Raw genomic sequence first — 25662 nt, 5'->3', positions numbered from 1 at the left:
CTCGAGTGACTTTGGACGGTCTCTCGAAGAATCACGCGATGACCCTTATCTAGCCGGCTGCGACACGCCGGTCCTCAACTCACGGCCCGACTGATACACCACTTTGGTGGACGCAACCTTGAGCCCGATTCGTTGCGCAGGTGGGCTTCGTTCGCCAACGGCCGACGCTCAGATAGAACCGCGGCGTTTCTGGCGCTTCATGCGATGGCCCGCAGTGACGGTCGAGCTGACTGAACGGCGACGGAGCCCTGTTCGCTTACGGCGCCGGCCGGCACTCGATTAAGTAGCTCGCTACTTAAACAGGTGACGCCGCCACCCGCGAGGCTGATTAGGCGATGTCCAGTCACCTCGATAGCGGGGGTACCTATGTCCTACTTGATAGCGGCGCCGGAATTAATCAGCGCGGCCGCATCGAATCTGGCAACCCTTGAAGCGGCGATCGAGGCAGCTAATAGCGCAGTCACCGCTGCGACCACGGTAGTGCTGGCCGCGGGGGCCGACGAGGTGTCGGCGATCATCGCCGGGTTGTTTTCCGCGCACGGCAGGTCCTATCAGGTGCTGAGCGCCCAGGCGGCGGGTTTCCATCAACAGTTCGTGCGGGCGTTGGTTGCGGGCGTGGATTCCTACATCGGCGTCGAGGCTGCCGCCGCACGGTCTTTGCCCGCCGCCAGCCTGCAGGAGACGCTGATGAATCTCGGCATCGGGAACAAGGGCACGATGAATCTCGGCGGCGGCAACACCGGCAACGGCAATGTGGGCAACGGGAACATCGGCAGTCAGAATTTTGGGGGTGGCAACGCCGGCGACGGCAACGTTGGCAGTGGAAATTACGGCGGCGGCAACATAGGTTCTGGCAACTTCGGTAGCAACAACATCGGCTTCGGCAACATCGGCAACGGCATCTTTGAGCCGGGCTATCGCAACATCGGCATAGGCAACACCGGCAACGATAACGTCGGGCTCGGCAACACCGGCGTCGGCAACCACGGCGGTGGAAATTTCGGCAATTTCAACACCGGAGCGGGCAATACCGGCAATGGAAATTTCGGCTTCGGGAACACGGGCAACAACAACATCGGGATCGGGCTCACCGGCGATAACAAAGTGGGCGTGAATCTTCTTGGCTTGCTGAACTCGGGGAACGGCAACATCGGTTTCGGGAACTCCGGGACCAACAACATCGGCCTCTTCAACTCAGGCACCGGGAACGTCGGCATCTTCAACAGCGGCATGCCGGACCCGCAACTTCCCGGAGTGCACAACAACTTTGGCATCGGGAACTCCGGTATAGACAACTTCGGCATTGGCAACGCGGGGGTGCTCAACACCGGCGCCGGGAATTCCGGTTCCGTTAACACCGGCTTTGCCAACGCCGGCAGTTACAACACCGGCACGGGTAACGCCGGCTCCGCCAACTCCGGTTCCTGGAATGCCGGCTACTACAACACCGGAGACGGGAACTCGGGCGACACAAATACTGGGTGGTTGAACTCGGGCAGCGTAAACACCGCGATCGGATCGTCGACAAATACCGGACTGGCTAACTCGGGATTCAACAACTCGGGTAACCAGGTCTCGGGCATCGGGAACACCGGGGAGCAAATGTCCGGCCTGTTCAATACGGCCAAAGGTGGCGGGGTGAACAACGGCGCCATCTCGGGAATCTCCAACCTTGCCGTCGGCGGCTCAGGCATCAACGGTGGCGTGTCTGGGTTCTTCAACACCACCGTCACCGCGGCGGTCCTCGGCAAACCAATCGGCTATTACAGTGCGTTCGCCTCCGGGTTCCTCAACTTGGCCTCTGGTGTGGCCGGTCTGTTCAACATCGGGCGCCTTTAGCCGTCACTCCGAGGGAGCAATCGTTGATGCGGTGCGGCCGCACCGAACTCAATGAGGGACCCCGACACCACCGTGCGAGGCGCCACGGCGCGGTAGCAGCGCCGCGAGCTCCTCGCGCGTCGTTGTTCCGGTCTTTGCCATCGCCCGATAAATGTGGCTTTCCACGGTGCGGACAGAAAGGGTCAGCCGCTCGGCGACGGCGCGGTTGGACAGCCCCTCCCCGATCAGCATGACAATCTCGCGTTCGCGATCCGTGAACGGCACGGGCTCACTGACCTGGCGCAGCGCCGGAGTCGTGATCCCTCCGCACTGCTCGGCCAGCACACCGGCCCGCGTCGCGCATCCCAGGGCGGACCCCCGTAAACCTTGGCTGCGATACACATTGGCGGCATGGGCGGCGGCATCAAGGGCTGCGACGATATCGCCCATCGACTCGAATGCCTTTGAGATGTCACTCAATTGAGCGCCATCACCGTCGGCCAAAGCAGCTGAGAAGCGTGCCGCAAGACCCGCGCGCGGTCCTTCCACGACGCATTCGACCTCGCGTAACCTGGCCGTCCCGGACCGGTCGCCGAACTGCGCAGCGGTCTGCAAGCACAGCACTTCGGCAGCGAATTGCCCCTTCGCCCGGGCATCTTCCGCACCGTCGGACAAGATGGTGATGGCCTGGCTGACGGCACCCTGTCCAGCGCACACCCACGCCCGGGCCAGAGTCCGTTCATAGGCCAGCGAGCGGAACGGGCGTTGCTGCTCATCGATGACATCTAGGATGTCGGTTGCCTCGGCCAGGGAGCCACGCATTCCGAGCGCGATCGCAAGCGCGATCTGATAGCGGTACCCCCAACCCAGGGCATGCGTAGCGGAAAGTCCCACTGCTGTCTGTTGGAGCCATTCGCTCGCGGCGTTCAGCTGCCCGCCGGCCAGGGCAGCGCGACCTGCGACCGCGGCGCCGAGCAACTGAGCCGCCCCTGGCAGGTCGCCCGCCTGGCGACGCACCTGCGCGGCGACATCGAAGGCCTCGGCAATGCGCCCGGACAGCATGAGCGCGCTGACGTGTGAATCGGCGATGTTGAAACCCATGTGCGGCGGATCAAGTGAGCGCGCGACCGCGCGATACCCCCACTCCGCCACCGCGACGGCGTCTGCGGTGCGTCCGGCATCGGCGGCGATGGTGGCAAGCACCCAGGCGATCTCGGCGCCGACGACGGCTGGAAGTTCTTCCAGGACGAGGCTTTTCGACGCTTGTTCCGCGCGCTCCGGCTGATCGGTGGCGAACCAGTAAACGGTGAGAAACGCGTCGATGTAGCGACGGCCCTGCGGCGCGGTGATGTGCGACGCCTCGTCGATGATCACCTTGGCGCCTGCGGGATCACCGAGTGCCCACAGCAGGTTGCTGGCCCGAAGGAACGCAAGCTGGGCACGCTCGGTCTCCGTCAACAATCCTTGATCCAGCGCAGCCAATACTGAGTCGGCCTCCTCCCCCCGCCCCGACCACGACAGTGCATGTGCGCGTATCAAACTCGCCTCGACTCCCGCTCCCGCCCGAACCGCCGCTTCGGCAAGACGATCCGCAAGGGGGAGGTTTGCCAGCCACACGGCGCCGTGTGCCGCCCTCACCATAAGTTCCGCGTCCGCGTTCAAATCGGAGTCAAGCATCAGCGTCGCGCGTCGCACCACGAGGTGGATGTCGTCATGATCGGGGCCGGCCGCCAGCTCGGCAGCGACGAGACCACGCAACCGGCGCAGGCGGGTGGGTGCAGCGCGCCGGCGCCGCACCTCGCCGTACAGCGGATGCGCCAGGCGCACTTGGACACCCCCGTCTGATGGCTCGAGCGTGATCAAGGCACGCGTGTCGGCCTCCTCGATGGCCGCCGGCTCGGCCAGACGTCTCAGACAACCCAATTCGACCGGTTCCGCCACTGCCACCGCGTCGACGACATCGCTCAACCCCGGCGGCAGGGCTCCGATCCGACACTCGATCAGCTCGACCAGGCCCGGAGGCATTTCGGGATCACCGATCCACCGCCAATATCCCTGTCGTTGTGCGAGTCGGCCGTCGGCGACCGCCTGTTCGACAATGTTCCGCAGGTACAACGTGTTGCCCCGAGTGAGTTCCCAAAGCCGTTGGTTCACACTGGGTTCCACTGGGCCGGCCAAGGCGGCCGAAAGGAGGTCCCCGGATTGGCCAAGAGTCAGCGGTTGCAGGTCTAACCGGTCGAATTGACCACCGGACCATATCTCCTGCGCTGCAGCCGAGATGGGCTCACCATCGCGGGCGGTGAGTATCACCTTCGCCGCGCCTCGGTGCACGATCTGATGCAAAACGAAGATGGACAAGTCGTCGAGCAGCTGCACGTCGTCAACGGCCAGCACCACGGTGACGCCGGGAGGGGCGGCCGTCACCGCGTCGATCACTCCGCGCAGCAGCGGCAGCGTGCCGCTCACCCCCGGTGGCGCCCACGCGGTGAAAGCCCCCAGCGGTATCGCCCGTGCAGTCGATGTGCCGACCACCCATCGGCCTTCGCAGCCTCGGGCGACGGCCGCCGCTAAAGCGTCCCGGGCGATCCGACTCTTACCCACGCCGGCTACACCGAAGATAACGACTCCGGCAACGTCCGAAGCCGCGAGCGCGGCCTCGATGATGTTGATTTCCTTCGAGCGGCTCACCAGTGGCCACGACAAGCGCACGTCCGCAGCGTACTGGCGATCACCTCACGTGCTGGGCACATCGGCGAAACGATCAAAGGCCGCTACCCAGGAATCATCCCGATGGCCTCCAAAACGATCGCTGAGAATAGCGCATGCCCAAAGGCAGCAAGCAAAGCCAGAAGTATGGGGGCATACACGTAGGTTCGCAAGGGGCCGGGTACGAAGTTTATCCAGGATTCTGACCAGACCAGGTACGCGGCCAACGCGTTGAGAATGGCGTTTTGTCCCTGGTGAAAAAGCGCCTCGAAGCCCTGCAGCAACGCACCGTTGACACTTTCGGCGCTGGCATATGTCATCGCGCTTGCACTCAGAGTCTGAGCGAATTGCTCCTGATACGTCGCGGCCCGCTGAGCCGTCGCGAAATAGTCCTCGGCGTGGCCGGAGAACAGGTGCGCGATATTCACCGACACCTCGTCGGCGGCCGCCGGTGCGACTGTAAGCGTCATAGGCGCCGTTGCGAGATGGGCCGCGTCGACCGTATCGGCCAGGGTTTCCAGATCCGCTACCGCGGCCGCCACCACATCGGGCGCAACTATCACGTGAGACACATTCGTCCCTCCCCACTGTCCAGGCGAGACCGGCAAGTACTCGCCGGCACCTTGAGCGTGGCCCGAATCCCAGGATGAGACTGCAGTAAGTGCCTACGTAATCCGATCCGATTTCGCTATGCCCGGGAGTATGGCACTTTTACTCGACCTTGACCGTGCGTTGAATCTTTTCCCCGACGATTGCGGACGTGGTTACGCTTCAAGACGTGGAACTGGGGGTTTTGGGACCTCTCCAAGTTCGGCAACGCGGCGCGTCCGTTTCGATACCGGGTGCCAAGCCGCGGGCCCTCCTCACCATGCTCGGCCTGCACGGCGGCTCGGTGGTTTCGGCTGAAGCGCTCGCCGAGATGCTTTGGGGAGAAAATCCCCCGCGCACCGCCGCGAAGGCCCTGCAGACGCACATCTCCCTGTTGCGCCGCATCTTGGGCGACGGCTTCGTGTTAACCGAGGGGGCGGGATGGGTCCTTTTGGGCAGCGAGATCGACGCCGTACGGCACCGGGCGGCCGCGCGGAAGGGACGCGAGGCCGTCGCCGCCGGTGACATCCGCCAAGCGGTTACCCACTTTGATGAAGCCGTGGCGCTGTGGCGCGCAATTCCGGAACTGCCCGACAGCCCACGAGGAACGGCCGAGAAGACGCGATGGATCGAGGCCCACGCCGCACTGGTGGAGGACCGCGCCGATGCGCTGCTCGCGACCGGTCGTGCCGCAGAGATCGTCGGTGAGCTCGAGGCCGCGGTGGCGGAAGCACCGCTGCGCGAAAGGCGTTGGGCGCAGCTGATGCTCGCGCTGTACCGTGCCGGGCGGCAGGGCGAGGCACTAGGCGCCTTCCAGAGAGCGCGCGCGCTGCTGGCCGATGAGTTGGGAGTCGACCCCGGGCACAACCTCCGGCGCCTCGAGGCAGCGATCGTTGCTCAGGATCCCGCCTTGGAAATCCCTGCGGCGCAACATTCTTCAGCCGTGACGCGAACGGTGACGTTCCTGCTGACCGACATCGAAGGGTCAACCGCTGCCTGGGAGGCAGAGCCCGACGCGATGGCACTAGCACTGGCGCGACACGATGAACTGGTCGAACAAGTCGTCACCGCACGCGGCGGACGTTTGATCAAGACCCGCGGCGAGGGCGATGCGACGTTCTCCGTGTTCGACCGCCCGTCAGCGGCGGCGGCCGCCGCAATCGAACTGCAGGAAGCTATCGCCCACGAGCCGTGGGCGCTGGCCGAACCCCTGCGGATCCGGGTCGCGTTGCACACCGGAGAAGTCGAACTCCGCGACGGCGACTACTTCGGGCGAGCGGTCAACCGCGCCGCCCGATTGCGGTCGCTGGCGGAAGGCGGGCAGATTCTGTGCTCGGGAGCCAGCGCGGAACTCGTCGTCGACTCACTGCCAGAGGACGTCGCACTAACCGACCTCGGCATGCGTCAACTACGCAATCTGGCGCGACCGGAGCACGTCTTCGAACTTCGGCTGGACCTTGATCGCTGCGAGGAAACCACTTCCGAGGCGCCGATAGACCGGCCCGCTCTGCCGTCGGTATTGATCGGACCCGGGCCATTCGTCGGCCGGGGCCCGGAACTGGAACACCTACTCTCCGCCGGGCAGACCGCCGGCACGCATGCGGTCCTCATCGCCGGGGAACCGGGCGTCGGCAAGACACGCCTGGCCGGTGAATGGTCCCAACGGGCCTATGAACAGGGCGCGATCGTCCTCTACGGCCGGTGCGACGAGGACCTCGGGGCGCCCTATCAACCCTTCGCGGAATCCCTGCGTTCCCTGGTGCCGTGCGTCGGCGCGGACCGGCTGCGAGGGTTGCGCGGCGCGGAAGCACTCCTGCCCCTGGTCCCCGGGTTGCCGGACGTCGTACCGGATTTGGCTTCACCTGCCCGCGCGGATCCGGACACCGAACGCTACGCGTTGTTCGACGCGGTCGTCGCGCTGCTCGAAATAGCTTCCGCCGCTTCGCAAGTCGTGCTGGTTCTCGATGATCTGCATTGGGCGGCCAAACCGACGCTGCTCCTCTTGCGGCACCTGCTGCGCTTCGGCGACCGCGCCCGGGTGCAGGTCGTCGGCACCTACCGCAGCACTGATCTGGACCGCTCCCACCCCCTGGCGGCGATGCTGGCTGATTTGCACCGTGACGGTACGGCCGACCGCGTGCACCTCAACGGACTCGACGCAGACGATGTGACCGCGTACGTCGCCGAGGCCGGCTACGACGACGAAGAACTTGCGCACGCGTTGGCTTCGGTTACGGGCGGAAACCCGTTCTTTTTGATCGAGGCCTTGCGCCACGTCGATGAAAGCGGCGGTGTGTGGGATCAGAGCACCCTACCGCAGGGTGTGCGAGAGGCGGTGAGCCGCCGGCTTTCTCGGCTTTCTCCGGAGGCCAACACAGCCCTGTCGGCGGCTGCGGTCGTCGGCAGTCGGTTCGAGCTGCAATTGGTCGAAGAGGTGATCGGCAGCGACCTCATCGACGCGTTCGACGAGGCGCGCCAAGCGGGACTGGTGCTTGAAGAGCATGGTGGCCGTTACCGATTCAACCACGCTATCGTCCGCCAGTCGTTGCTGGCCGAGCTCGCGTCGGTACGCCGGATGCGGTTGCACCAGCGGATCGCCACGACGCTGGAGGCCCTGCGCGGCGCCCAGGAGGAGCTACTGGCGGAACTCGCACACCACTACTTCGAATGCGCCTGGGCCGGCAACGCGGCCAAGGCCGTCGAGTACTGCCGTCGCGCCGCAGACCAGGCGATGGCCCGCCTGGCCTATGAGGGCGCGGCCGACCTGTACGACCGTGCTCTGCACGCGTTGGGAGATCTCGACGACGAGTTGTCCGACCGAGCGGGTCAAGCCACGGCATTGCTTGTCGCCCGCTGTGAGGCGCTGCTCGCCGCGGGCGACGTGACGTCGGCCACCGGAGCTGTCGCCCAATTGCACCAGGCGACAGTCAATTCGGCCAGATTGCGAGCATGGGCGACTTGTTTCGATGGCGAGCTGTCGATGCTGATTCACCCCGATCGACTCGACGAAATCGAGGTAGCGCTGAGTACGGCCGCCGAAGAACTCGCCGGTTTGGATGATGCCGCCGGCGAAGCCAAGGCGCACACCGTCCGCGCCGGATGCCTGGCGCGCCTCGGCCGTATCGGTGACTGTGAGGCGGCACTGGATGAGGCGCTGACAGCGGCGCGGCGTGCACGTGACCACCGCCGGGTGAACGCGGTTCTTGCTAATGCGCCGCTGGCGGCGCTCTGGGGACCCAACCCGGTGCCGCGTGCTGGTGGACGGTGCCTCGATGTCGTACGGCTGCTGCGAATCACGACCGACTCGCCCTCGGTCGAGGCCACCTCGACGCGATGTCAGGCCGTGCTGGAGGCCTTCCGCGGTCGCGCGCCCGCGGCCCGGCGGATGATCGATTCGGCCAGGCGCACGGTCACCGAGCTCGGCCTGCGTCACGCGCTGCTCGAGGTCGAGCAGTTCGCCGGCATCGTCGAGCTCGTCGCCGACAATGCCGCCGGCGCCGAGCCGCACCTTCGTCAGGCCTACAACGGCTTTCGGCGAATGCACCTCGACGCGGACACCGCTGAGACGGCGGCGCTGCTCGGACGGACCTGTCTGATGCTCGATCGAGACGCCGAGGCGGACGAATTATGCGTCGAGAGTGAACGTCTCGCGGGCCACGCATTGAAGCCCTCGATTGCATGGCGCACGCTGCGTGGACACTTGTTGTCACGCTGTCACGAACATGACGAGGCCCGTCAGGTCGCCGAGGATGCGATCCGCCTCGCCGAGCGCACCGACCTGCTGGTCGACCACGCCGACGCATGCCTGGGACTGGCAACGGTTTTGAACGCCGCCGGCGATGCCTTGGGAGCGCGCGCGGCCGCCGCGCACGCGGAGAGCCTGTACGAACAGAAAGGGGCCGCGGTACTGGCGGAGTTGGCGCGCACGTTCGTCGGCGAACGTGCTGTCACGCCGTCAACGATGGTGCCCGAACCGCCTAGCGAGGTCGTGGACAACGCATGCGTGCAGGTGGCGAAACGCCTGGCGCTCGCAGTCGAGCGGGCGGACTGGGACGAGTTCGACCGACTCTTCACACCCCACGTCGTCGTCGAGAGCCGACGAAAGATATTGAGGTTCACGCAAAGTGACCTTGCCGCTTCCGATTGGACCGATGCGCAAAAGCGCATGTTCGAGCACGGCAATGTCCGGTTCGACCAGAAAGTGCTGGCCGTGCGGGGTGAGCACCTGGCTCTCGCGCGACTGACCGTGCGGACTGTCGACGTGAGCCCTGGGGCGCCGGTTGACGAGTTCCTGCTGGTCTACGGAATAGATGAAGCGGGCCGACTGACCCTGGAGGTGTCATTCGACCTCGCAGACATCGACGCCGCATACGCCGAACTCGATGCCGCACACAGCCGTTTGGGGGAGCCTTCGCCGTCGAAACTGAAGAACGCAGCGAGCGGAGTAAGCCGACGCGTCGCGTCTTATTTCGTCGCCGACAACTGGGCAGCCGTCGCCGAGACGCTGGCCGACGACGTCATCCAGGATGACCGTCGGAAGGTGGTGGGCTCGGGATTTCGACAGGGCCGCGAAGCCGTGATGACAGAAATCTCGGTTGTGGCCAGGGCTGGCGTTAAGAGCATGGTTACCGACACCTTGGCAGTCCGCGGAGGCAGGCTCGCCATGAATCGCGTCCAATCCTCGTTCCGCGACGAGGATGCAGATGCTTTCGGCATAGATGTGCTGGACGTCGTCGAAGTCGATTCCGCCGAACGAGTGACCGCGCGTGTGGTGTTCGACCTCGAGGATTTCGATGCCGCAGTCGCCGAACTCGATCGCCGGTATCTGTCGGGCGAAGCCGCCAGCCACGCACGCACGTGGGCGGTGATCATCGCCGGCCCAGCCGCGCTCAACCGGGGCGAGACACCTCCGACCATGACAGACTGCGTCAGCGTCGACCACCGCCGGGGGGCGGCGGCGTTTGCACCCGGCGACCTGATCCCGTACCTGAGTTCCGGACTGGCCCACCTGACGTACAGCCGACTATACATCGAAGCCGTACACCGCCTTACGGACCAGGGTGCGGTGTGTACCCATGCGGCTCACGGCATTTCATCTCAGGGCTTTGGTGCCGAGTGGCGCAGTGTCGACCTGCAGATCATCGATGGCGACCGCGTCAAACACCTCGAGATCTTCGATGAGGCAGACCTCGACGTCGCGCTGGCCACGTTCGATCAGGTCGACCATGGGGTGCGGAGCCTGACAAACGCGGCAAGCATGGCAATTGACCGTTTCTTGACACATTTCCGGCATCGCGATTGGACCGCGATCGGTGAGATGCTGACCGATGACAGCTTCATCGACGATCGTCATGACCTCATGAATTCCGGCCTGTGGGCGGGCCGCGATGCCGTGATCGCGAACCTGAAGGCATTGGCGGAGGGGGCGCCGACGACCACGGACGTGATTGCCACTCGTGGCGAACGCCTCGTCCTTACCCGGATCTCTTCTCCCAACCGCGATCCGCGGCAGGGAGAATTCAGCGTTGAGATGCTGATCGTCGCCGAGGTCGACGCCGACGGGCGTGTTGCGGCGCAGGTAGCGTTCAATGCCGACGACTTCGGCACGGCTTTGGCGGAACTCGAAAGCCGGTACCTGGCCGGCGAGGCGGCACCTTATGCCGACACCTGGCGGGTCATCGTGGGAAGTTATGCATCTATCGGGCTCGACGAACTCCCCTCTCTGGCAGACGATCTTGTGGCGGTTGACCATCGCCGGGTGACAGCGTTCGCGGCCGGGGAGATGGTCGCGTACATGCGTGCCGGGTGGGATCTCGATCAACACGTTCGGCCCTACATCGAGACCGTGCATCGGCTGAGCAATCTCGGCGCAGTGGTCTCCTATACAGCCCAGGGAACTTCGCACGACGGCTTCGAGGGCGAGTGGCGAGGAGTTGTCGTTTCAATGGTCGACGGTGAAATGGTCAATCGTTTCGAGTTGTTCGACGAGGCAGACCTAGACGCCGCTCTCACGAGATTCGACGAATTGCACTCTCGAACAGTGCGGCTGGACAATGCCGCCAGCGGGTTGGCCGAGCGGTTCCGCACCTGCTTCATGACCCGTGATTGGGTTGCCATGACAGACCTACTCGCCGAAGACATCCGCACCGACGATCGCCGTCATGTCGTGGGCGCCGAAGGCGACCGTGGTCGAGATGTTGTCATGCGGCACTTAATGTCTGGTTACACCGACCCCGGCAATGGACGGGCCTCTGCCGATGTCGGCGTTACGAATATGGCGACAACGCTTATCGCAACCCGCGGAAACCACCTCGCGCTTAGCCGTTCCCGCATGTCGGGCCGCGATCAGGCACCCGCGGCCTTCCGCACCGATCTTCTGCACATAGTCGAAAGCAACGACGACGACCGAATCACCGCGCTCGCAATATTCGATCCCGACGACATGGACGCCGCGTTCGCGGAACTCGACGCGCGGTACCTGGCAGGCGAAGCGGCCACCCACGCGCACACGTGGTCGTTAATTGCACGGGAGTGCACCGACTTCAACCGGCGCGAAAGTCCCGCGGCGGACTGGACAATGGTCGACCACCGCAAATTCGCGATCATTGAAGCCGCTGATCTGCCGGCAGCCGTCCGCGGCATCTGGGACGTCACGCCAGACCTCGTCATGCGCATAGAGGCGGTGCATCACCTCTGCGACCTCGGGGCGATCGTTACCTATAGCGCGCTGGGGAGCTCGCCAGACGGCGTCGACGCCGAATGGCACGTCATCAACCTCCTCACGATCGAAGCGGGGCGGATCGATCGCTGCGAGATCTTCGACGAGGCAGACCTCGATGCAGCGCTCACCCGCTTCGACGAGCTCACGGCTCGGCAGGCGAGCTAGGTCCCCGATACCGGATGAAGGCCGGCGCAATAAGCGCCGCCACCACCACCCCGATCACGACCAGCACTCCACCGCCGGCCGCGGCCGCCGAGGTACCGACGACGGCAGCGGCGGCACCATGCAGCGTGTCGGCCAGCCGGGGACCGCCGCCCACCACCACGGCGAATACGCCTTGCAACCGTCCGATGACGTCGTCGGAGGCTGCCGTCTGCAAGATGGTGGACCGGAACGCCGCGGACACCATGTCCGCCGCGCCACCAAATGCCAGAAACGCCAATGCAATCCACAGCATTGGCCCGGCCCGACCGTGCGCCATCCCGCTGACCAGTCCAAAACCCACCATCGCCAGACCCCAGGCCAAGATCGCGACGACGATGGTCAGGCCCTGCCGCCGGATCCTCGGGAGCCACCCGGAGAACACCCCGCCGGCCACCGCGCCGACGGCGATGGCCGCCGACAACAGCGCCATCGCTGAGCCACCTTCGATCGGACCACCGAAGCTCTGGTGCGCCATCTGGGGGAACAACGCCCGCGGCATGCCCAGAATCATCGCGATCAGATCGACGACGAACGACATCAACACCACCGTGTTGCCGGCCAGGTAGCGGAAGCCCTCCAGCACCGCACCGATCCCCCATCGTCTGCCCTCGTCCGACTCCACCGCAGGCATCGGGGTCAGCCGTACGGTCGCCCAGATCGGCAACAGGCATGTCAGCGCGTCGAGCAGGTACAGCGTGGACAGGTCCACCCAGTTCAGCAGCACACCGGCCAGCAGCGGGCCGGCGATCGCACCGAACTGGCCCACGGTCATGTTCAGCGCGTTAGCGGCCGGCAGTTGCTCGCCGGGCACCATGCGCGGGATCGCCGCGGAGCGCGCAGGTGAGTTGACGGCGAAGAACGCCTGCTGAACCGCCAGCAGGCACAGCACCACCCACACGTCGTTCACCGCCAGCACGGCCTGCAACCACAACAGCAAGGACGCCAGCGCCAGCCCGCAGGAGGCGACGATCAACAGCGACCGCCGATCCATCGCGTCCGCCCAGGCGCCGCCCAGCAGGCCGAACACCACCAGCGGAACCAGCGAGAACAACCCCGCCAGACCGACATAGCCCGAGTTCTGGGTCAGCGCGTAGATCTGCACGGGAACCGCGAAGATCGTCAGATTGGCACCGATGACGGTCGGGATGCCGGCGACCCAGAGCCTGCGAAAATCGGGTGTGCGCAGCGGAGTGGTATCCGCGAAGAGAGACATCCCGGACGAGCGTAGTGGCTGGCGGGGCGACCCGAGGGTCAGGGCTGCAGGCGCTCTACCTGGCCGCCGATCACCCGAATCCGGTTGTGCACCCGGTCTTCCCGGCCCTGCCAGAATTCCACGACCTCGGGGGCGATCAGATAGCCGCCCCAGTTCGGCGGCACCGGCACCTGCTCGGAGTCGGCGAAGCGAGCGGTCACCTCGGCCAGTTGCTCGAGTAGCGCCGCGCGTGAGGCGATCGGCCGGGACTGGTGTGACGCCCAGGCACCCAGCTGCGAGCCCCGCGGGCGCTTGGACCAGTAATCCTTGGTGACCTGACGATCGACCCGGCTAACCGGTCCCCGGATATGTATCTGGCGGCCGAGCAGGTACCACGGAAAGGTGACCGCCGCGTACGGCGTCGCCGCCAACTCGAGCCCCTTGGCCGAGTCGTAGTTGGTGAAGAACGTGATGCCGGTTTCGTCCGCGTTCTTGCACAACACCGAGCGGCTGACGGGTCTGCCTTCTGCGACGGTGGCCAGCACCATGGCGTTGGGTTCGGCGATGCCCGCCCGCTCGGCGTCGGCCATCCAGGCCCGGAACAGCGCAAGCCAGCCATCGGCGAGCCAGTCCGCGTCGAGGTCGGGGCTACCGTCTTTCTCGGCGGATCCGTACTCGACCCGCATCCCGGCCAGGTGCCGCGCGTCAGGTCCCGTCACCGTCCCTAGGTTACTCGGCGGTCGGTTACCGGCCGGTAGCAGACGGCCCAGGGCCGGGTGCAACAATCTGCCCATGACTGTGGTCCCGGAGGATTTTGTCCCAGGCCTGGAAGGCGTGGTGGCGTTCACCACCAAGATTGCCGAGCCCGACAAGGACGGCGGTGCGCTGCGCTATCGGGGCGTCGACATCGAGGACCTGGTAGGTCGCGGCGTCACGTTCGGCGATGTGTGGGCGCTTTTGGTTGACGGTGATTTCGGTCGCGGTTTGCCGCCCGCCGAGCCGTTCCCGCTGCCGATCCACACCGGCGATGTGCGAGTCGATGTGCAAGCCGGCCTGGCCATGCTGGCACCCATCTGGGGCTACAAGCCGTTGTTGGACACCAACGAACCCACTGCCCGCGACCAACTCGCCCGGGCTTCGGTGATGGCGCTGTCCTATGTCGCGCAGTCCGGACGCGGCATCTACCAGCCCGCCGTCCCGCAGCGCATGATCGATGAGTGCCCCACCGTGACAGCACGTTTCATGACGCGCTGGAAGGGTGAGCCGGACCCCAAGCACATCGAGGCGATCGACGCCTACTGGGTGTCGGCGGCCGAGCACGGGATGAACGCCTCGACCTTCACCGCGCGGGTGATCGCCTCGACCGGAGCCGACGTGGCCGCGGCCCTGTCCGGGGCGATCGGGGCGATGAGCGGCCCGCTGCACGGCGGGGCTCCGGCACGTGTGCTGCCGATGATCGAAGAAGTCGAGCGCACCGACGATGCCCGCGGCCTGGTCAAGGGCATCTTGGACCGCAAAGAAAAGCTGATGGGCTTCGGGCACCGGGTCTATCGCGCCGAAGACCCGCGCGCCCGGGTCCTGCGGGCGACCGCCAAGCGGCTGGGCGCGCCGCGCTACGAGGTCGCTGCCGCCGTCGAGCAGGCCGCCCTGGCCGAGTTGCGGGAGCGGCGTCCGGACCGCGCGATCGAGACCAACGTCGAGTTCTGGGCCGCGGTCATCCTGGACTTCGCCGGAGTGCCGGCCAGCATGATGCCGGCCATGTTCACCTGTGGACGCACCGCCGGATGGTGTGCACACATCCTGGAACAGAAGCGCCTCGGCAAGCTGGTGCGCCCATCGGCGATCTACGTCGGCCCAGGTCCGCGCAGCCCGGAGTCCGTTTCGGGCTGGGACCACGTGGTCACTTCTGCGTAACCACCGCCATCGGCCGCTTATAGGTGCCAAACAGTCTGTCGCCGTAGGTCATTACCACCGATAGGTTTGTGGGCCGCTTCTCGGAGTGGTGCAGTTCGTGACCGGACGCGGCCGGCAGCAGCCAGCGTGGGTAGAGCTTCATGTCGTACCCGCTGTGCGTGATCACCATCGCCGTCGTGTTCAACACCGCGTACGCGACCACCACCAGCGGGTGTGCCCCGACGACCAACGGCGGAACGTAGAGGCACAGCATCACCATCAAACCCTCGACGGGATGCACGACGAAGTTGGTCCAGATGGTCAGTGGCGAGTGGACGCGATGATGCATGAAGTGCACCTTCTGGAAAACCCAGCGGCTGCCGTGCTCCAGCCGGTGCCACCAGTAGGTCAGGAACTCACCGATAACCATGAAGCAGACCAGCTGAGCGACGAAGGCGACCAAGGTGGGTGCCGCGGTGGGAACCTCGGCCACCCATGGTCGAAGCACACGGTGCAGCAAAAAGAACAAGACCGCGGCACCGACATATGTCGACATGATGCGCAGACCGAGTTTGGTAGCCGCTCTTGCCGAGATCCGTTGATAGACAGCGACGTCGAAGATCGAGTAGATGACTCCGGTCACCAGGACGACCGCGACGACGACGGGCAGGAAATATAATGGGAATTCGAAAAATCCCACCCCGAGGGTATCCCGCAGCCAGTCCCAAACCGGTTGCAGCGCTGTTTGATTCATTGTTCCTCCTGGTGGTCCCGGGACGGCAGCAGGCGCGACGCAGCCAGCCGAAGCTCGGTGATGCATTGTTCGACGGTGATGTCGCCGACTCCGAGCAACGCCAGATCGGCGAAGAAAACCCGACCCAGCACCGTCAGCGCCGGGTCGAGGGACAACGAGGGCGGCGCGTCGTCGACGGCACCGCCGACGAGGTCCAGAAACATCTGACGCACACCCATGCGGAACTGCTCGGCGACTGGGCCCTGGGCAAGGACCGAGGCCATGGTGGCGCGGACCATCGCCAGATCCGATGCTGCTTCCCGGACCACCTGCTCGATGGCCACGTCGATCGCCGCCGTCGGTTCCGCTGATGCGATCGCCTGCGGAATGCGCTGGGCAACCTGCTGCCCCCAGGCCAGGGCCGCTTCGCAGACCACGTGTTCCTTCGAGGCGAAATAGCGATAGGTGGTGGCCCTGGATACGCCGGCGGCCCCGGCGACCTGCTCCATCCGCACCACCTCGTGACCGTGTTCGCGGATCAGCTGGCGTGCCGCCTCCAGCAGTCGCTCACGCACATCGCGCTGGCGCGCGTCCAGCGTGCGGTGAATCGTCAGCGTCGTCCCGCCCACGCGAACTCCTTCACGGTCAGTGACTCGAGACGGCTGGTGAGACAGCTGTCTCGTCTCTAGTTGCGACGACTGTATCAGCAGCTATCTCGTTGCACAATGCCCGCTGAGGTGAGTGATCTGCCGCCTGTCGGTAGGTGGGTCTACCGTCCTGGTGTACGACCGAGTGCCGGCCCGCGATGAGAAATGCGGCCGGCCCCAGTCAGTACTCGTGAGCCCTGGGCGGGCACTACCAACAACAGAGGAGTAGATGATGGCCATCAACGTCGAACCTGCACTGTCCCCGCACCTCGTGGTCGACAATGCCGCGGCTGCGATCGACTTCTACGTCAAGGCGTTCGACGCAGTCGAGTTGGGCCGGGTGCCCGGCCCGGACGGTCGGCTTATCCATGCTGCGCTGCAGATCAACGGCTCCACGGTCATGCTCAACGACGACTTCCCCGAGACGTGCGGCGGCCGGTCGATGACGCCGAAGGCGCTCGGGGGCACACCGGTCACCATCCACCTCACCGTCACCGACGTCGAGACCAAGTTCCAACGGGCGATCGATGCGGGAGCCACGGTGGTCATGCCCCTGGAGGACCAGTTCTGGGGTGACCGCTACGGCGTGCTTGCCGATCCATTCGGACACAACTGGTCGTTGGGTCAGCCGGTGCGGGAGGTCAGCATGGAGGAATTGCGAGAGGCGATGTCCGCCCAGGCCGGCTAGACCAGCTCACGCAGCCGCGCCAGCAGGCGTCGTCCCTTGGTCGGCGCCTGCGGGGCGGTGGCCGCGACGGCGAGCATCTCGGTGGTGTCGGTGAACTTGTTGCGTGGGCGGCCGTCGATACCGCCGCGCGCAACTTCGGCGGAATCGATGGCGCGCCAGCCCGCGGAATCCACGACATTGGGCTGGCGGGCGGCGATCAATTCGGCCAACGCCGCAGGCTCGGCCGCCGGGTCGGTCAGTTTGCCCGCGTTGAAGTCGGCCACCAGCGCTTGAACGGTCTCGAAGGAGCACGACTTGTTGGTGCCGATGAAACCGGTCGGCCCGCGTTTGATCCAGCCGGCGACGTAGGTTCCGGTGACCGGTTCGCCGCTGCCAGGGTTGATGACGCGACCGCCGTCGTTGGGGACGACGGCTGCCGACTCGTCGAACGGTAGATCACCAATAGCTTTGCCGCGGTAGCCGATCGAGGTCAGCACCAGGCCGGCGTCGATCCGGTGCAGCTCGTCGGTGCCGGTGACCGAGAACTCCACCCCGCCGGCCCGCTGCCCACCCAGCACACGCTGCGGAGTCAATTCGAAGGCCAGCCGGATGCGTGGCCGCGTCACCGGCGCCGAACCGTCGCCCAGCGTGCTGAGGATCTCCAGCTTCTTCTTGCACAACGGGTCCGACACCGTCGCCAGGTCCCGACGCACGCGTTGGTGATCTTCGGGATCCAGCACCACGTCGGCGGCACCCGTCAGCCCGATCAACTCGGGCAAGGTGAAGGCCGCGTGGGCCGGACCACGGCGGGCGGCGATCACCACCTCACCTACCGCCGACTTGCGGAATGCTTTGAGGGCGTGATCGGCAATGTCGGTGCGCGCCAGAGCATCCGGGTCGGCGGTCAGCACGCGCGCAACATCGAGAGCGACGTTTCCGTTGCCGATGACCACGACCCGCTCGTGACTCAGATCGACCGCCAGCCCGGCGTAGTCGGGGTGACCGTTGATCCAGGCGACCAGCTCGGTGGCCGTACCAGTGCCCGGCATGCCCATGCCGTCGACTTCGAGCCGCCGGTCGTCGGGGGCGCCGACCGCGTACAGCACGGCATGATGATGAGCCAACAGTTCGGCGTGCGTCACGTGCTTGCCGACCTCGACGTTGAGGTAGAACCGGAACCGGCGGTGGCCGGTCACCCGATCGAACAGCCGGATGACCTTCTTGGTGTGCTGGTGGTCCGGAGCCACCCCCGAACGCACCAAACCGTAAGGCGTGGGCAACTTTTCGAAGACATTGACCCGCACACCGTGCTGAATGAGCAGCTCGTCGGCGGCATACATCGCCGCCGGGCCCGAGCCGACAATCGCCACCGTCAGCGGATGCCGGTGCGGGCGCAGCTCCGCGGCCGGGATCACCGGCGCGAGTTTTGATGTCGGCGGCAGCTTCACACCGGCCGGCCGCTCCGGGTAGAATGACGCATTGATCTCGACGAAGGGCAGCTGCCGGATGTCCAGTCGGCTGTCGGGAACGATCGCGCCGACGGGGCAGGCGCTCACACACGCGCCGCAGTCCACGCACGCCTCAGGGTCGATGTACAGCATCTCCGATGTGGCATAGCCCGGTTCGTCCGGTGACGGATGGATGCAATTGACCGGACATGCGAAGACGCAGGACCCGTCATTGCAGCACGACTGAGTTATCACGTGCGGCATGTGAACTAACCCTTCAAGGCCCGCCAGGGGCCGATTGACGTTACGCCGCGGTAACCGGAGCCAGGTGCTGGCGCTGCGGCTCGCTGCGGTAGCGCGACGGCTTGCCGTTGATCTTGCAGAGGCGCCACATCAGCCGAGCCGAGCGGTTCTCCATCAGCCCGGTGTCGTAGGCCAGCATGCGGACGTCGGAAAACATGTCGCGCAGCCACTTTCGTGATTCCGGCGACCGGAAGAAGAGCTCCTTCTTCACTGAGCGTGGGATGTCGAACTCGTCCCAGAAAGCCTTGGGCGGGATCAGGATCGCGTTGCACAAGCTCCGCATCGTCAGTGGGAAGTACAGCGAAACCCAGAACCGCTGCCATTTGGTCAAGTGCGGCAACCGCTTCCGAAGGAACTCATGGGCAAAGGAGATGTGTCGCGCTTCCTCGGCAACGTGAATGGCCATGACCCGCTCCATAATCGGGTGCAGCGACTTGCCTTCGCGCAGAACCTGTTTCTGAGTGTGGTCAATCGGCTCCTCACCGGCGAGCACACCGATGAAGAATGCCACCGGCAACGGCCCGGCCACCAGCGGAACCAGCGGCGAGACCCAGCGCAGCCGCCGCGGCATCCCCGGCACGTCGGCCCCCACCCGGTTCACCATCTCCTGGAACATCATGGTGTGGTTGCACTCTTCGACCGATTCGTGCAGGCAGTACCGGTACTCCGGCGACCCGTTGGGCACCCAGAAGGTGTAATTCATCAGTCCGCGGATCAGAATGGACTCGAAATGCAGCCCGACCTTGGCGACGTTGGCCTGCCGCCACATCCCGATCCTGATCTTTTTCTCGTCCGGTTGCGCCTGGTACCACGGGTGCCGGCCCAGCGGGTCGGTCGCCGGCAGGATCCACCGGGGATCATCGTCGGTGACCGCGAACTCCGGTGCATCCCAGTCGATGTCGGTGTAGGGGTTGAAATTGCGCCGCACCGACCCCTCAGACAGCGTGGCGAGCATCTCCACGTATTCGGTGTCGTCCCGCACTTCCATGTTGCGGCGCCACCGGCGAACCATGCGCGTCCTGGCCATTCAGAGCCTCCCCAGTGAGGTGTACATCGGACGGTTGAGAAATACGGTACCGGCGGTACTGGGAATTATCTAGACCTCCGGCCGCGGCTGTGGCCTGCGCAGCATCCATGCGACGAGTGTGGCCCACGTCACAGCACCGGCCCGTTCAGCTGGCGCGCAGCCTGGCTCACTACCCTGATCACCATGGCTGACCAGCTCCAGATCCCCGCCGACCTGAAACCTCGCGATGGCCGCTTCGGCTGCGGCCCCTCGAAGGTCCGACCCGAACAGCTGCAGGCGCTGACCACCAGCGCCGCCGAACTGTTCGGCACCTCACATCGGCAAGCGCCGGTAAAGAACCTGGTAGGACGGGTTCGCTCGGGGCTGGCTGAGCTGTTTTCGGCGCCGGACGGCTACGAGGTGGTACTGGGCAACGGCGGCGCGACCGCCTTCTGGGACGCGGCCGCCTTCGGCTTGATCGACAAGCGATCGCTGCACCTGACCTACGGCGAATTCAGCTCGAAGTTCGCTTCGGGCGTCGCCAAGAACCCCTTCGTCGGCGACCCGATCATCGTCAAGGCGGACCCGGGCAGCGCGCCCGAACCGCAGTCAGACCCATCGGTCGACGTGATCGCTTGGGCGCACAACGAGACGTCGACTGGGGTCGCCGTGCCAGTGCGGCGCCCCGCCAACTCCGGTGATGCGTTGGTCGTCATCGACGCCACATCGGGCGCGGGCGGCTTGCCGGTCGACATCACCGACGTCGACGCCTACTACTTCGCCCCGCAGAAGAACTTCGCCAGTGACGGCGGGCTGTGGCTGGCCGTCATGAGCCCGGCGGCGCTGGCTCGCGTCGAGGCCATCGCGGCGTCTGGGCGCTGGGTTCCGGATTTCTTGTCGCTGCCGATCGCGATCGAGAACAGCGTGAAGAACCAGACCTACAACACGCCGGCGATCGCGACGCTGGCGCTGATGGCCGAGCAGGTCGACTGGCTGCTCAGCAACGGTGGCCTGGATTGGGCGGTCAAGCGGACGGCGGATTCGTCGCAGCGGTTGTATTCGTGGGCCGAGGAGCGGTCCTACACCACCCCGTTCGTCGCCGACCCGGCACTGCGCTCGCAGGTTGTGGGCACCATCGACTTCGTCGACGACGTCGATGCCGGCGCCGTCGCCAAGACGCTGCGGGCAAACGGCATCGTCGACACCGAGCCCTACCGCAAGCTGGGCCGCAACCAGTTGCGGATCGCGATGTTCCCGGCCGTCGACCCCGATGACATCAGCGCGCTCATCGAGTGCATCGACTGGGTGGTCGAGCGGCTTTAACCGGCCCGTTATCAGCCCGCAACCATCCAGCGTGTCAGCACGGGTTGCGGGGGTTTGCTGCATTAAAGTGCGCACGTAACGGGTCCGGCGCTGATTGCTCGGAGCCTGCGAGGAGAAGCCATGCGGGAACTCAAAGTGGTTGGGCTCGACCCCGACGGCAAATACGTCCTCTGCGAGGGTGCCAGTTCTGCCGAGAAGTTCCGGTTACCGAACGACGAACGGTTGCGGGCCGTGCTGGCCGGCGAGCCGATCCCGCCGGAGCAACCGGCGCTGGACATCGTCGTCACGAACATGCTCAGCCCGAAAGAGATCCAAGCCAAGATCCGGGCCGGCGCTTCGGTCGAACAGGTGGCCGCCGCATCGGGCTCGGATGTGGCCCGCATCCAGCGGTTCGCCAACCCGGTACTGCTCGAACGCTTCCGGGCTGCCGAGCTCGCGACCGCCGCGCACCCCGTCCTGGCGGACGGTCCGGCGGTGCTGACCCTGCTGGAAACGGTCACCGCGGCGCTGGTGGCACGCGGCCTGAGCGGCGACAAGCTCAGCTGGGACGCCTGGCGCAACGAGGACAGCCGGTGGACGGTGCAGCTGGGATGGCAGGCCGGACGCTCGGACAACGTCGCGCATTTCCGGTTCACCCCGGGCGCGCACGGCGGCACGGTCACCGCGATCGACGACGCCGCCAGCGAGCTGATCGACCCTGACTTCAAGCCCAGGCAACTGGCGCCGGTGGCACGGCTGGCCTTCGAAACTCCGGACGCGGTCGCCGAACCGGCACCCCCGGCCGAACCCCCGGCACCGGCCGCTCCCACCCCGCCACCGGCCCAGCCCGAGCAGCCGGCCAGCCGGCGCGGCAAGCCGGCCATCCCCGCGTGGGAGGACGTGCTGCTCGGCGTGCGCTCAAGCGGTCAGCGCTAGCCACCCACCAGCGTCATTGCGAGCAGGGCCAGCCATGCCCCGGCGACACCGACCCCGGCGCCCAGCACAAACCACCGCAGCACCAATTTGCGTCGCCAGCCCCAGAACGTCGGCGCCAGCCCCCCGACCGCCACGACGTTGAGGCCCACCGCCAGCAGCGGGTGAACCCGGATCAGGCCGAGGCTCAACACCACGATCGCCGCGCCGGTGACCGCGGCGACGAAGCCGGCCACGGCCAAACCCGTTGCCCAAGGGACGGACTCGTCGTTCACCACACCCGACCCTAACCCGTCATCAGCGAGCGGGCCCGCTCGTAGAACGCGACCGCTGCCGCGGTCGCGACATTGAGCGAGTCGGTGCCACGCGACATCGGGATGCGTACCCGCATGTCGCTGATCCGCAGCGCGGCCCTGGTCAAGCCCGGTCCCTCCGCGCCGACCAGCAACGCGATGGGTTGGTCCCGTGCGGCGGCCACCGCCTGCGGCAGATCCAGGGCATCACCCTGGGGCGTCATCGCCAGCAGCCGAAACCCGCGGTCCTTCAGCTGCACGAGATCGGCGGGCCAGTCGCCGGCCCGGGCATAGGGAACCAGCAACGCGTGACCCATCGACACCCGCACGGCACGCCGGTAGAGCGGATCGGCGCAGCCGCTGCCGAACACCACGGCGTCCACCCCCAGGCCGGCGGCGTTGCGGAAGATCGACCCCAGATTCTCGTGGTCGTTCACGCCCTCGAGTACGGCGACGGTGCGGGCACCCTCGACCACTTCGACGACGCTGGGCTCCGGCACCCGGCTCGCGGCGGCCAACACGCCTCGGTTGAGGTGAAATCCCACGGCCTGCGCCATCACGTCGGCCGAGGTCCGGTAGTAGGGCACCGACACCCCGGCCAGGTCGTCCCTGAGCTCTTGCAGCCTGCGGTCGGTGCCCAACAGCGCGCGCGGATTGAACCGCGACGCCAGCATGCGCTGCACCACCAGCACACCCTCGGCGATCACCAGTCCCTTGCCGGTCGGCAGGTCGGGCCGGCGGTCGACGCTGTTCAGGTCTCGGAAATCATCGAGGCGTGGGTCGTCGGGATCGGTGACGTCCTGAACGTCGAGGTCGGGAGGAGATGCGGTCACGGGCTTTCGTCGACCAGGGCCGAGATCAGGTCGGCCGCATTGCGCAGGGTGTCGCGTTGCTCGTCGTTCAGGGTCGCCAACCGCTCGGCCAGCCACTCCTGCCGGGCCCGGCGGGCGGCTTTGACCAGCTCGGCGCCCGACTCGGACACCGAAACCAGCACCTGCCGGCCATCGACGGGGTGCGGGGCGCGATCGACCAAACCCTCGTCGGCCAGCGACGCGATCACCCGCGTCATCGACGGCGGGCGCACCCGTTCCCGGATCGCCAGCGCGCCGGGGGTCATGGCGCCCTCGTTGGCCAGCGTCGTCAATGCCGACAACTGCGACAACGACACCGGCGCCGACGGGTTGCGGAACCGGAGCTGGCGGGCCAACCGCATGACCGCCAACGACAAATCGGCAGCTAACCGCGCATCGCTGTCAGGCACAGCGCGAATCTACAACGGAAATTCGGAAACTTGGCTAAGAAACGGCGAACACCGCCGCTGTCGGCGCCGCCGGGCATCGGGACGCTGCGCTGCGGCGGCGGGCTATGTTGAAACGCGATGAGTGACCAGCCCGCGCCCGAACCACCGCCCCTGCCGGCTGCCCTACTGGCGGTCTGGCCGGTCATCGCGGTCGGCGCGCTGGGTTGGTTGGTCGCCGTCGCTGCCGCCTTCTTGATACCGAGCTTGCAGACGTGGCGACCGGTGTCGGTCGCCGGACTCGGGGTGGGCGTGCTGGGTACCAGCATCTTCGTCTGGCAGCTCGCCGCCGCCCGGCGCGGAGCCCGCGGCGCGCAATCCGGACTGGAAACGTATCTCGACAAGAAATGACATCTAGCAACGCGTAGGAGGACACATGGGGGCAGCCCCGCTGCTTCAGGCTTCGATCGATATCGACGCACCACCCGCGAAGGTCTGGAAGTTGATCTCAGACCTGCAACGCATGCCGGAGTGGAGCCCGCAGTGCCGCTGGCTACGCCAGTTCGGTCCGCTGCGCACCGGCACGCGGACGCTGAACATGAACCGGCGCAACCGGTTGTTCTGGCCCACCACCAGCACCGTCGTGGAGGTGATCCCCGAGCAGAAGCTGGCGTTCCGGGTGGACGTCAACCGAACCATTTGGAGCTATGAGCTCGAACCTCACGGGCAGGGCACCCGGGTGACCGAAAGCCGTCATGCCGAGAACGGAGTGAGCGCCTTTTCCAGCATGTCGGTCAATGCGCTGATGGGCGGGACGGAAAGCTTTGAGCGCGAGTTGGTCGAGGGTATGAACGCGTCGCTGGCGCGGATCAAGGCCGCCGCCGAGCGGAGTTAGTCGCCGGAGTCGCCGGACTCCCCACCGGCGTCGCCGGCATCGCTGACGGGGTCGCCGGAGTCGCCGTCCTCAGCCGCGTCGACCGCCTCGGCCGAGTCGCCGGCGTCACCCGGTTCGGCAGGCTCAGGCTCGACCGGCTCGGCCGCCTCAGCAGGCTCGACCGGCTCGGCCGCCTCAGCAGGCTCAACCTGCTCAGCCGCCTCAACGACCGGCTTATCCACGACGTCGAGAACGCCATCGTCGAACGGCTCGTACATCGGCGATCCGGTGCCTGCCGGCGCCGGGGTATCGGAATGCGCACCGCAGCCGTAGTGCTTGTCGACGACATGTCCGTCCGCGGACAGCTCGTTCCCGCAAACCCCGAACATGGCACCCAGCGATCCGGCCAGCGGAAGGAAGAACCCGCAATCGCGGCACACCCGCTTCGTCGAGCGCGACATCGCCGAGTGGGGGCCGAAATCGCCCTCGTGCCAGCGCTCGGCCGCATCGGCGCGACCCCAGGCACTCATCACCCAACGACGGCCCAGCCCGAGCTCGGCGGCGACGTCGTCGACCTCTGGGTCACCGCTGGCGGTGTAGCCGGGCACCAGTCGCGGGTCGTCCTTCGCCGGAGCCAACAGGTCGCCCGGGCTCAGGTCCCCGGCCCGCACCCGCTGCTCCCACGGCACCCATTCGGGCGCCAACAGCGCGGTCGGTCCCGGGATCAGCACCACTTCACTGATCGTGGCGTGGTCAGATCCGGCGTACCCAGCAACGACGACCGCCCACTGCCAGCCCTGGTAGCCCGGCACATGCGCCAGGAACCGATGGGTGGCGGCGTTCGGGTCTTCATAGGTGACGCCCAGATAGTCGCCGACGGCGTCGGCCCCACTGAACTCCGCCACGGCGGCGCGGGCTTGCTCGGCCGCACCGGTCAGCACGCCCGCCAGCTCCTCAGGCCACTCGGCCACCGTCACGGCGCCGCCCTGCTGGGCGGTCTCGTCACTGGGTCCGGTCACGGACACAGCTTAACGTCACCGCACTCGCTGCCTTTCCTAATGCACCGGCCTTCCGAGAGACACGGAGTTCGAGCCACA

The 25662-nt window shown here is 66.2% G+C and carries 19 protein-coding genes and 1 pseudogene; 8 read left to right on the top strand and 12 right to left on the bottom strand.

The window, feature by feature from the left end; all coding sequences use genetic code 11:
• The first annotated feature begins 366 nt into the window (after positions 1 to 366).
• A complete protein-coding gene (locus A9X01_RS20540; RefSeq protein ID WP_065122511.1) occupies positions 367 to 1839 on the top strand; it encodes a PE domain-containing protein in 1473 nt (490 codons plus the stop codon).
• 48 nt (positions 1840 to 1887) lie between these two features.
• Here A9X01_RS20540 and A9X01_RS20535 read toward each other — a convergent pair whose 3' ends face one another.
• Both A9X01_RS20535 and A9X01_RS20530 read right to left on the bottom strand, forming a co-directional pair.
• A complete protein-coding gene (locus A9X01_RS20535) occupies positions 1888 to 4527 on the bottom strand; it encodes a helix-turn-helix transcriptional regulator (protein ID WP_065122510.1) in 2640 nt (879 codons plus the stop codon).
• Positions 4528 to 4589: 62 nt separating this feature from the next.
• The gene (locus A9X01_RS20530) at positions 4590 to 5087 is read right to left on the bottom strand and encodes a PE family protein (RefSeq protein ID WP_065122509.1); all 498 of its coding nucleotides are present in this window, start codon (positions 5085 to 5087) and stop codon (positions 4590 to 4592) included.
• A gap of 215 nt (positions 5088 to 5302) precedes the next feature.
• Here A9X01_RS20530 and A9X01_RS20525 point away from each other — a divergent pair, with 215 nt between their 5' ends.
• A complete protein-coding gene (locus A9X01_RS20525) occupies positions 5303 to 11998 on the top strand; it encodes an ATP-binding protein (protein WP_081282506.1) in 6696 nt (2231 codons plus the stop codon).
• Here A9X01_RS20525 and A9X01_RS20520 read toward each other — a convergent pair.
• Positions 11976 to 13250 carry an MFS transporter gene (locus A9X01_RS20520; protein ID WP_065122507.1) on the bottom strand — a complete coding sequence of 425 codons (1275 nt, stop codon included), beginning with the start codon at positions 13248 to 13250 and terminating at the stop codon, positions 11976 to 11978. The genes A9X01_RS20525 and A9X01_RS20520 overlap by 23 nt on opposite strands.
• A 38-nt stretch (positions 13251 to 13288) precedes the next feature.
• Entirely contained in the window at positions 13289 to 13915 is a 627-nt protein-coding gene (gene pdxH, locus A9X01_RS20515) for a pyridoxamine 5'-phosphate oxidase (RefSeq protein WP_065122506.1), read from the bottom strand.
• Positions 13916 to 14021: 106 nt separating this feature from the next.
• On the opposite strand from pdxH, the gene A9X01_RS20510 reads away from it, so the two are divergent.
• Positions 14022 to 15143, top strand: coding sequence for a citrate synthase 2 (locus A9X01_RS20510; RefSeq protein ID WP_065122505.1), 1122 nt, complete (start codon positions 14022 to 14024; stop codon positions 15141 to 15143).
• Here the strand turns inward: A9X01_RS20510 and A9X01_RS20505 are convergent.
• On the bottom strand, positions 15130 to 15876 hold the full coding sequence (locus tag A9X01_RS20505; RefSeq protein WP_065122504.1) for a sterol desaturase family protein: 747 nt from the start codon (positions 15874 to 15876) through the stop codon (positions 15130 to 15132). The genes A9X01_RS20510 and A9X01_RS20505 overlap by 14 nt on opposite strands.
• On the bottom strand, positions 15873 to 16484 hold the full coding sequence (locus A9X01_RS20500; RefSeq protein ID WP_065122503.1) for a TetR/AcrR family transcriptional regulator: 612 nt from the start codon (positions 16482 to 16484) through the stop codon (positions 15873 to 15875). The genes A9X01_RS20505 and A9X01_RS20500 overlap by 4 nt, the downstream gene beginning before the upstream one ends.
• 250 nt (positions 16485 to 16734) lie before the next feature.
• On the opposite strand from A9X01_RS20500, the gene A9X01_RS20495 reads away from it, so the two are divergent.
• Positions 16735 to 17190, top strand: coding sequence for a VOC family protein (locus tag A9X01_RS20495; RefSeq protein WP_065122515.1), 456 nt, complete (start codon positions 16735 to 16737; stop codon positions 17188 to 17190).
• Here A9X01_RS20495 and A9X01_RS20490 read toward each other — a convergent pair.
• Complete coding sequence (locus tag A9X01_RS20490) at positions 17187 to 18881, bottom strand: 4Fe-4S binding protein (RefSeq protein ID WP_065122502.1); 1695 nt, start codon at positions 18879 to 18881, stop codon at positions 17187 to 17189. The two genes, A9X01_RS20495 and A9X01_RS20490, sit on opposite strands and share 4 nt — an antisense overlap.
• A gap of 40 nt (positions 18882 to 18921) precedes the next feature.
• The gene (locus tag A9X01_RS20485) at positions 18922 to 19947 is read right to left on the bottom strand and encodes an AurF N-oxygenase family protein (RefSeq protein WP_065122501.1); all 1026 of its coding nucleotides are present in this window, start codon (positions 19945 to 19947) and stop codon (positions 18922 to 18924) included.
• A 183-nt stretch (positions 19948 to 20130) separates the two neighbouring features.
• Between A9X01_RS20485 and serC the strand changes: the two genes are divergently transcribed.
• Positions 20131 to 21249 (top strand): phosphoserine transaminase, encoded by a 1119-nt coding sequence (gene serC / locus A9X01_RS20480; protein ID WP_065122500.1) that lies wholly within the window; start codon positions 20131 to 20133, stop codon positions 21247 to 21249.
• Positions 21250 to 21369: 120 nt separating this feature from the next.
• A complete protein-coding gene (gene sepH, locus A9X01_RS20475) occupies positions 21370 to 22164 on the top strand; it encodes a septation protein SepH (RefSeq protein WP_065122499.1) in 795 nt (264 codons plus the stop codon).
• Here the strand turns inward: sepH and A9X01_RS20470 are convergent.
• From A9X01_RS20470 to A9X01_RS20460, 3 genes are read right to left on the bottom strand one after another with little or no spacing between them, the layout of a single operon-like run.
• Entirely contained in the window at positions 22161 to 22436 is a 276-nt protein-coding gene (locus tag A9X01_RS20470; RefSeq protein ID WP_065122514.1) for a DUF2537 domain-containing protein, read from the bottom strand. The two genes, sepH and A9X01_RS20470, sit on opposite strands and share 4 nt — an antisense overlap.
• Positions 22437 to 22447: 11 nt before the next feature.
• Positions 22448 to 23287 (bottom strand): TrmH family RNA methyltransferase, encoded by an 840-nt coding sequence (locus tag A9X01_RS20465; protein ID WP_065122498.1) that lies wholly within the window; start codon positions 23285 to 23287, stop codon positions 22448 to 22450.
• Positions 23284 to 23715: an Rv0880 family HTH-type transcriptional regulator gene (locus A9X01_RS20460; RefSeq protein ID WP_065122497.1), complete on the bottom strand. Its 432-nt coding sequence runs from the start codon at positions 23713 to 23715 to the stop codon at positions 23284 to 23286. The genes A9X01_RS20465 and A9X01_RS20460 overlap by 4 nt, the downstream gene beginning before the upstream one ends.
• A 117-nt stretch (positions 23716 to 23832) precedes the next feature.
• Here A9X01_RS20460 and A9X01_RS20455 point away from each other — a divergent pair, with 117 nt between their 5' ends.
• Complete coding sequence (locus A9X01_RS20455; protein ID WP_065122496.1) at positions 23833 to 24102, top strand: DUF2530 domain-containing protein; 270 nt, start codon at positions 23833 to 23835, stop codon at positions 24100 to 24102.
• Positions 24103 to 24127: 25 nt separating this feature from the next.
• The gene (locus A9X01_RS20450) at positions 24128 to 24586 is read left to right on the top strand and encodes an SRPBCC family protein (protein WP_065122495.1); all 459 of its coding nucleotides are present in this window, start codon (positions 24128 to 24130) and stop codon (positions 24584 to 24586) included.
• A 209-nt stretch (positions 24587 to 24795) separates the two neighbouring features.
• On the opposite strand, the pseudogene A9X01_RS20445 reads toward A9X01_RS20450, so the two are convergent.
• Positions 24796 to 25584, bottom strand: a pseudogene (locus tag A9X01_RS20445) (DUF3027 domain-containing protein); the annotation flags it as partial.
• Between the last annotated feature and the right edge of the window lie 78 nt (positions 25585 to 25662).

Origin of the sequence: Mycobacterium asiaticum, assembly GCF_001668675.1 — a bacterium.
GTDB classification, from domain to species: Bacteria; Actinomycetota; Actinomycetes; order Mycobacteriales; family Mycobacteriaceae; genus Mycobacterium; species Mycobacterium asiaticum_D.
This window is presented reverse-complemented; position numbering and strand designations above follow the sequence as displayed.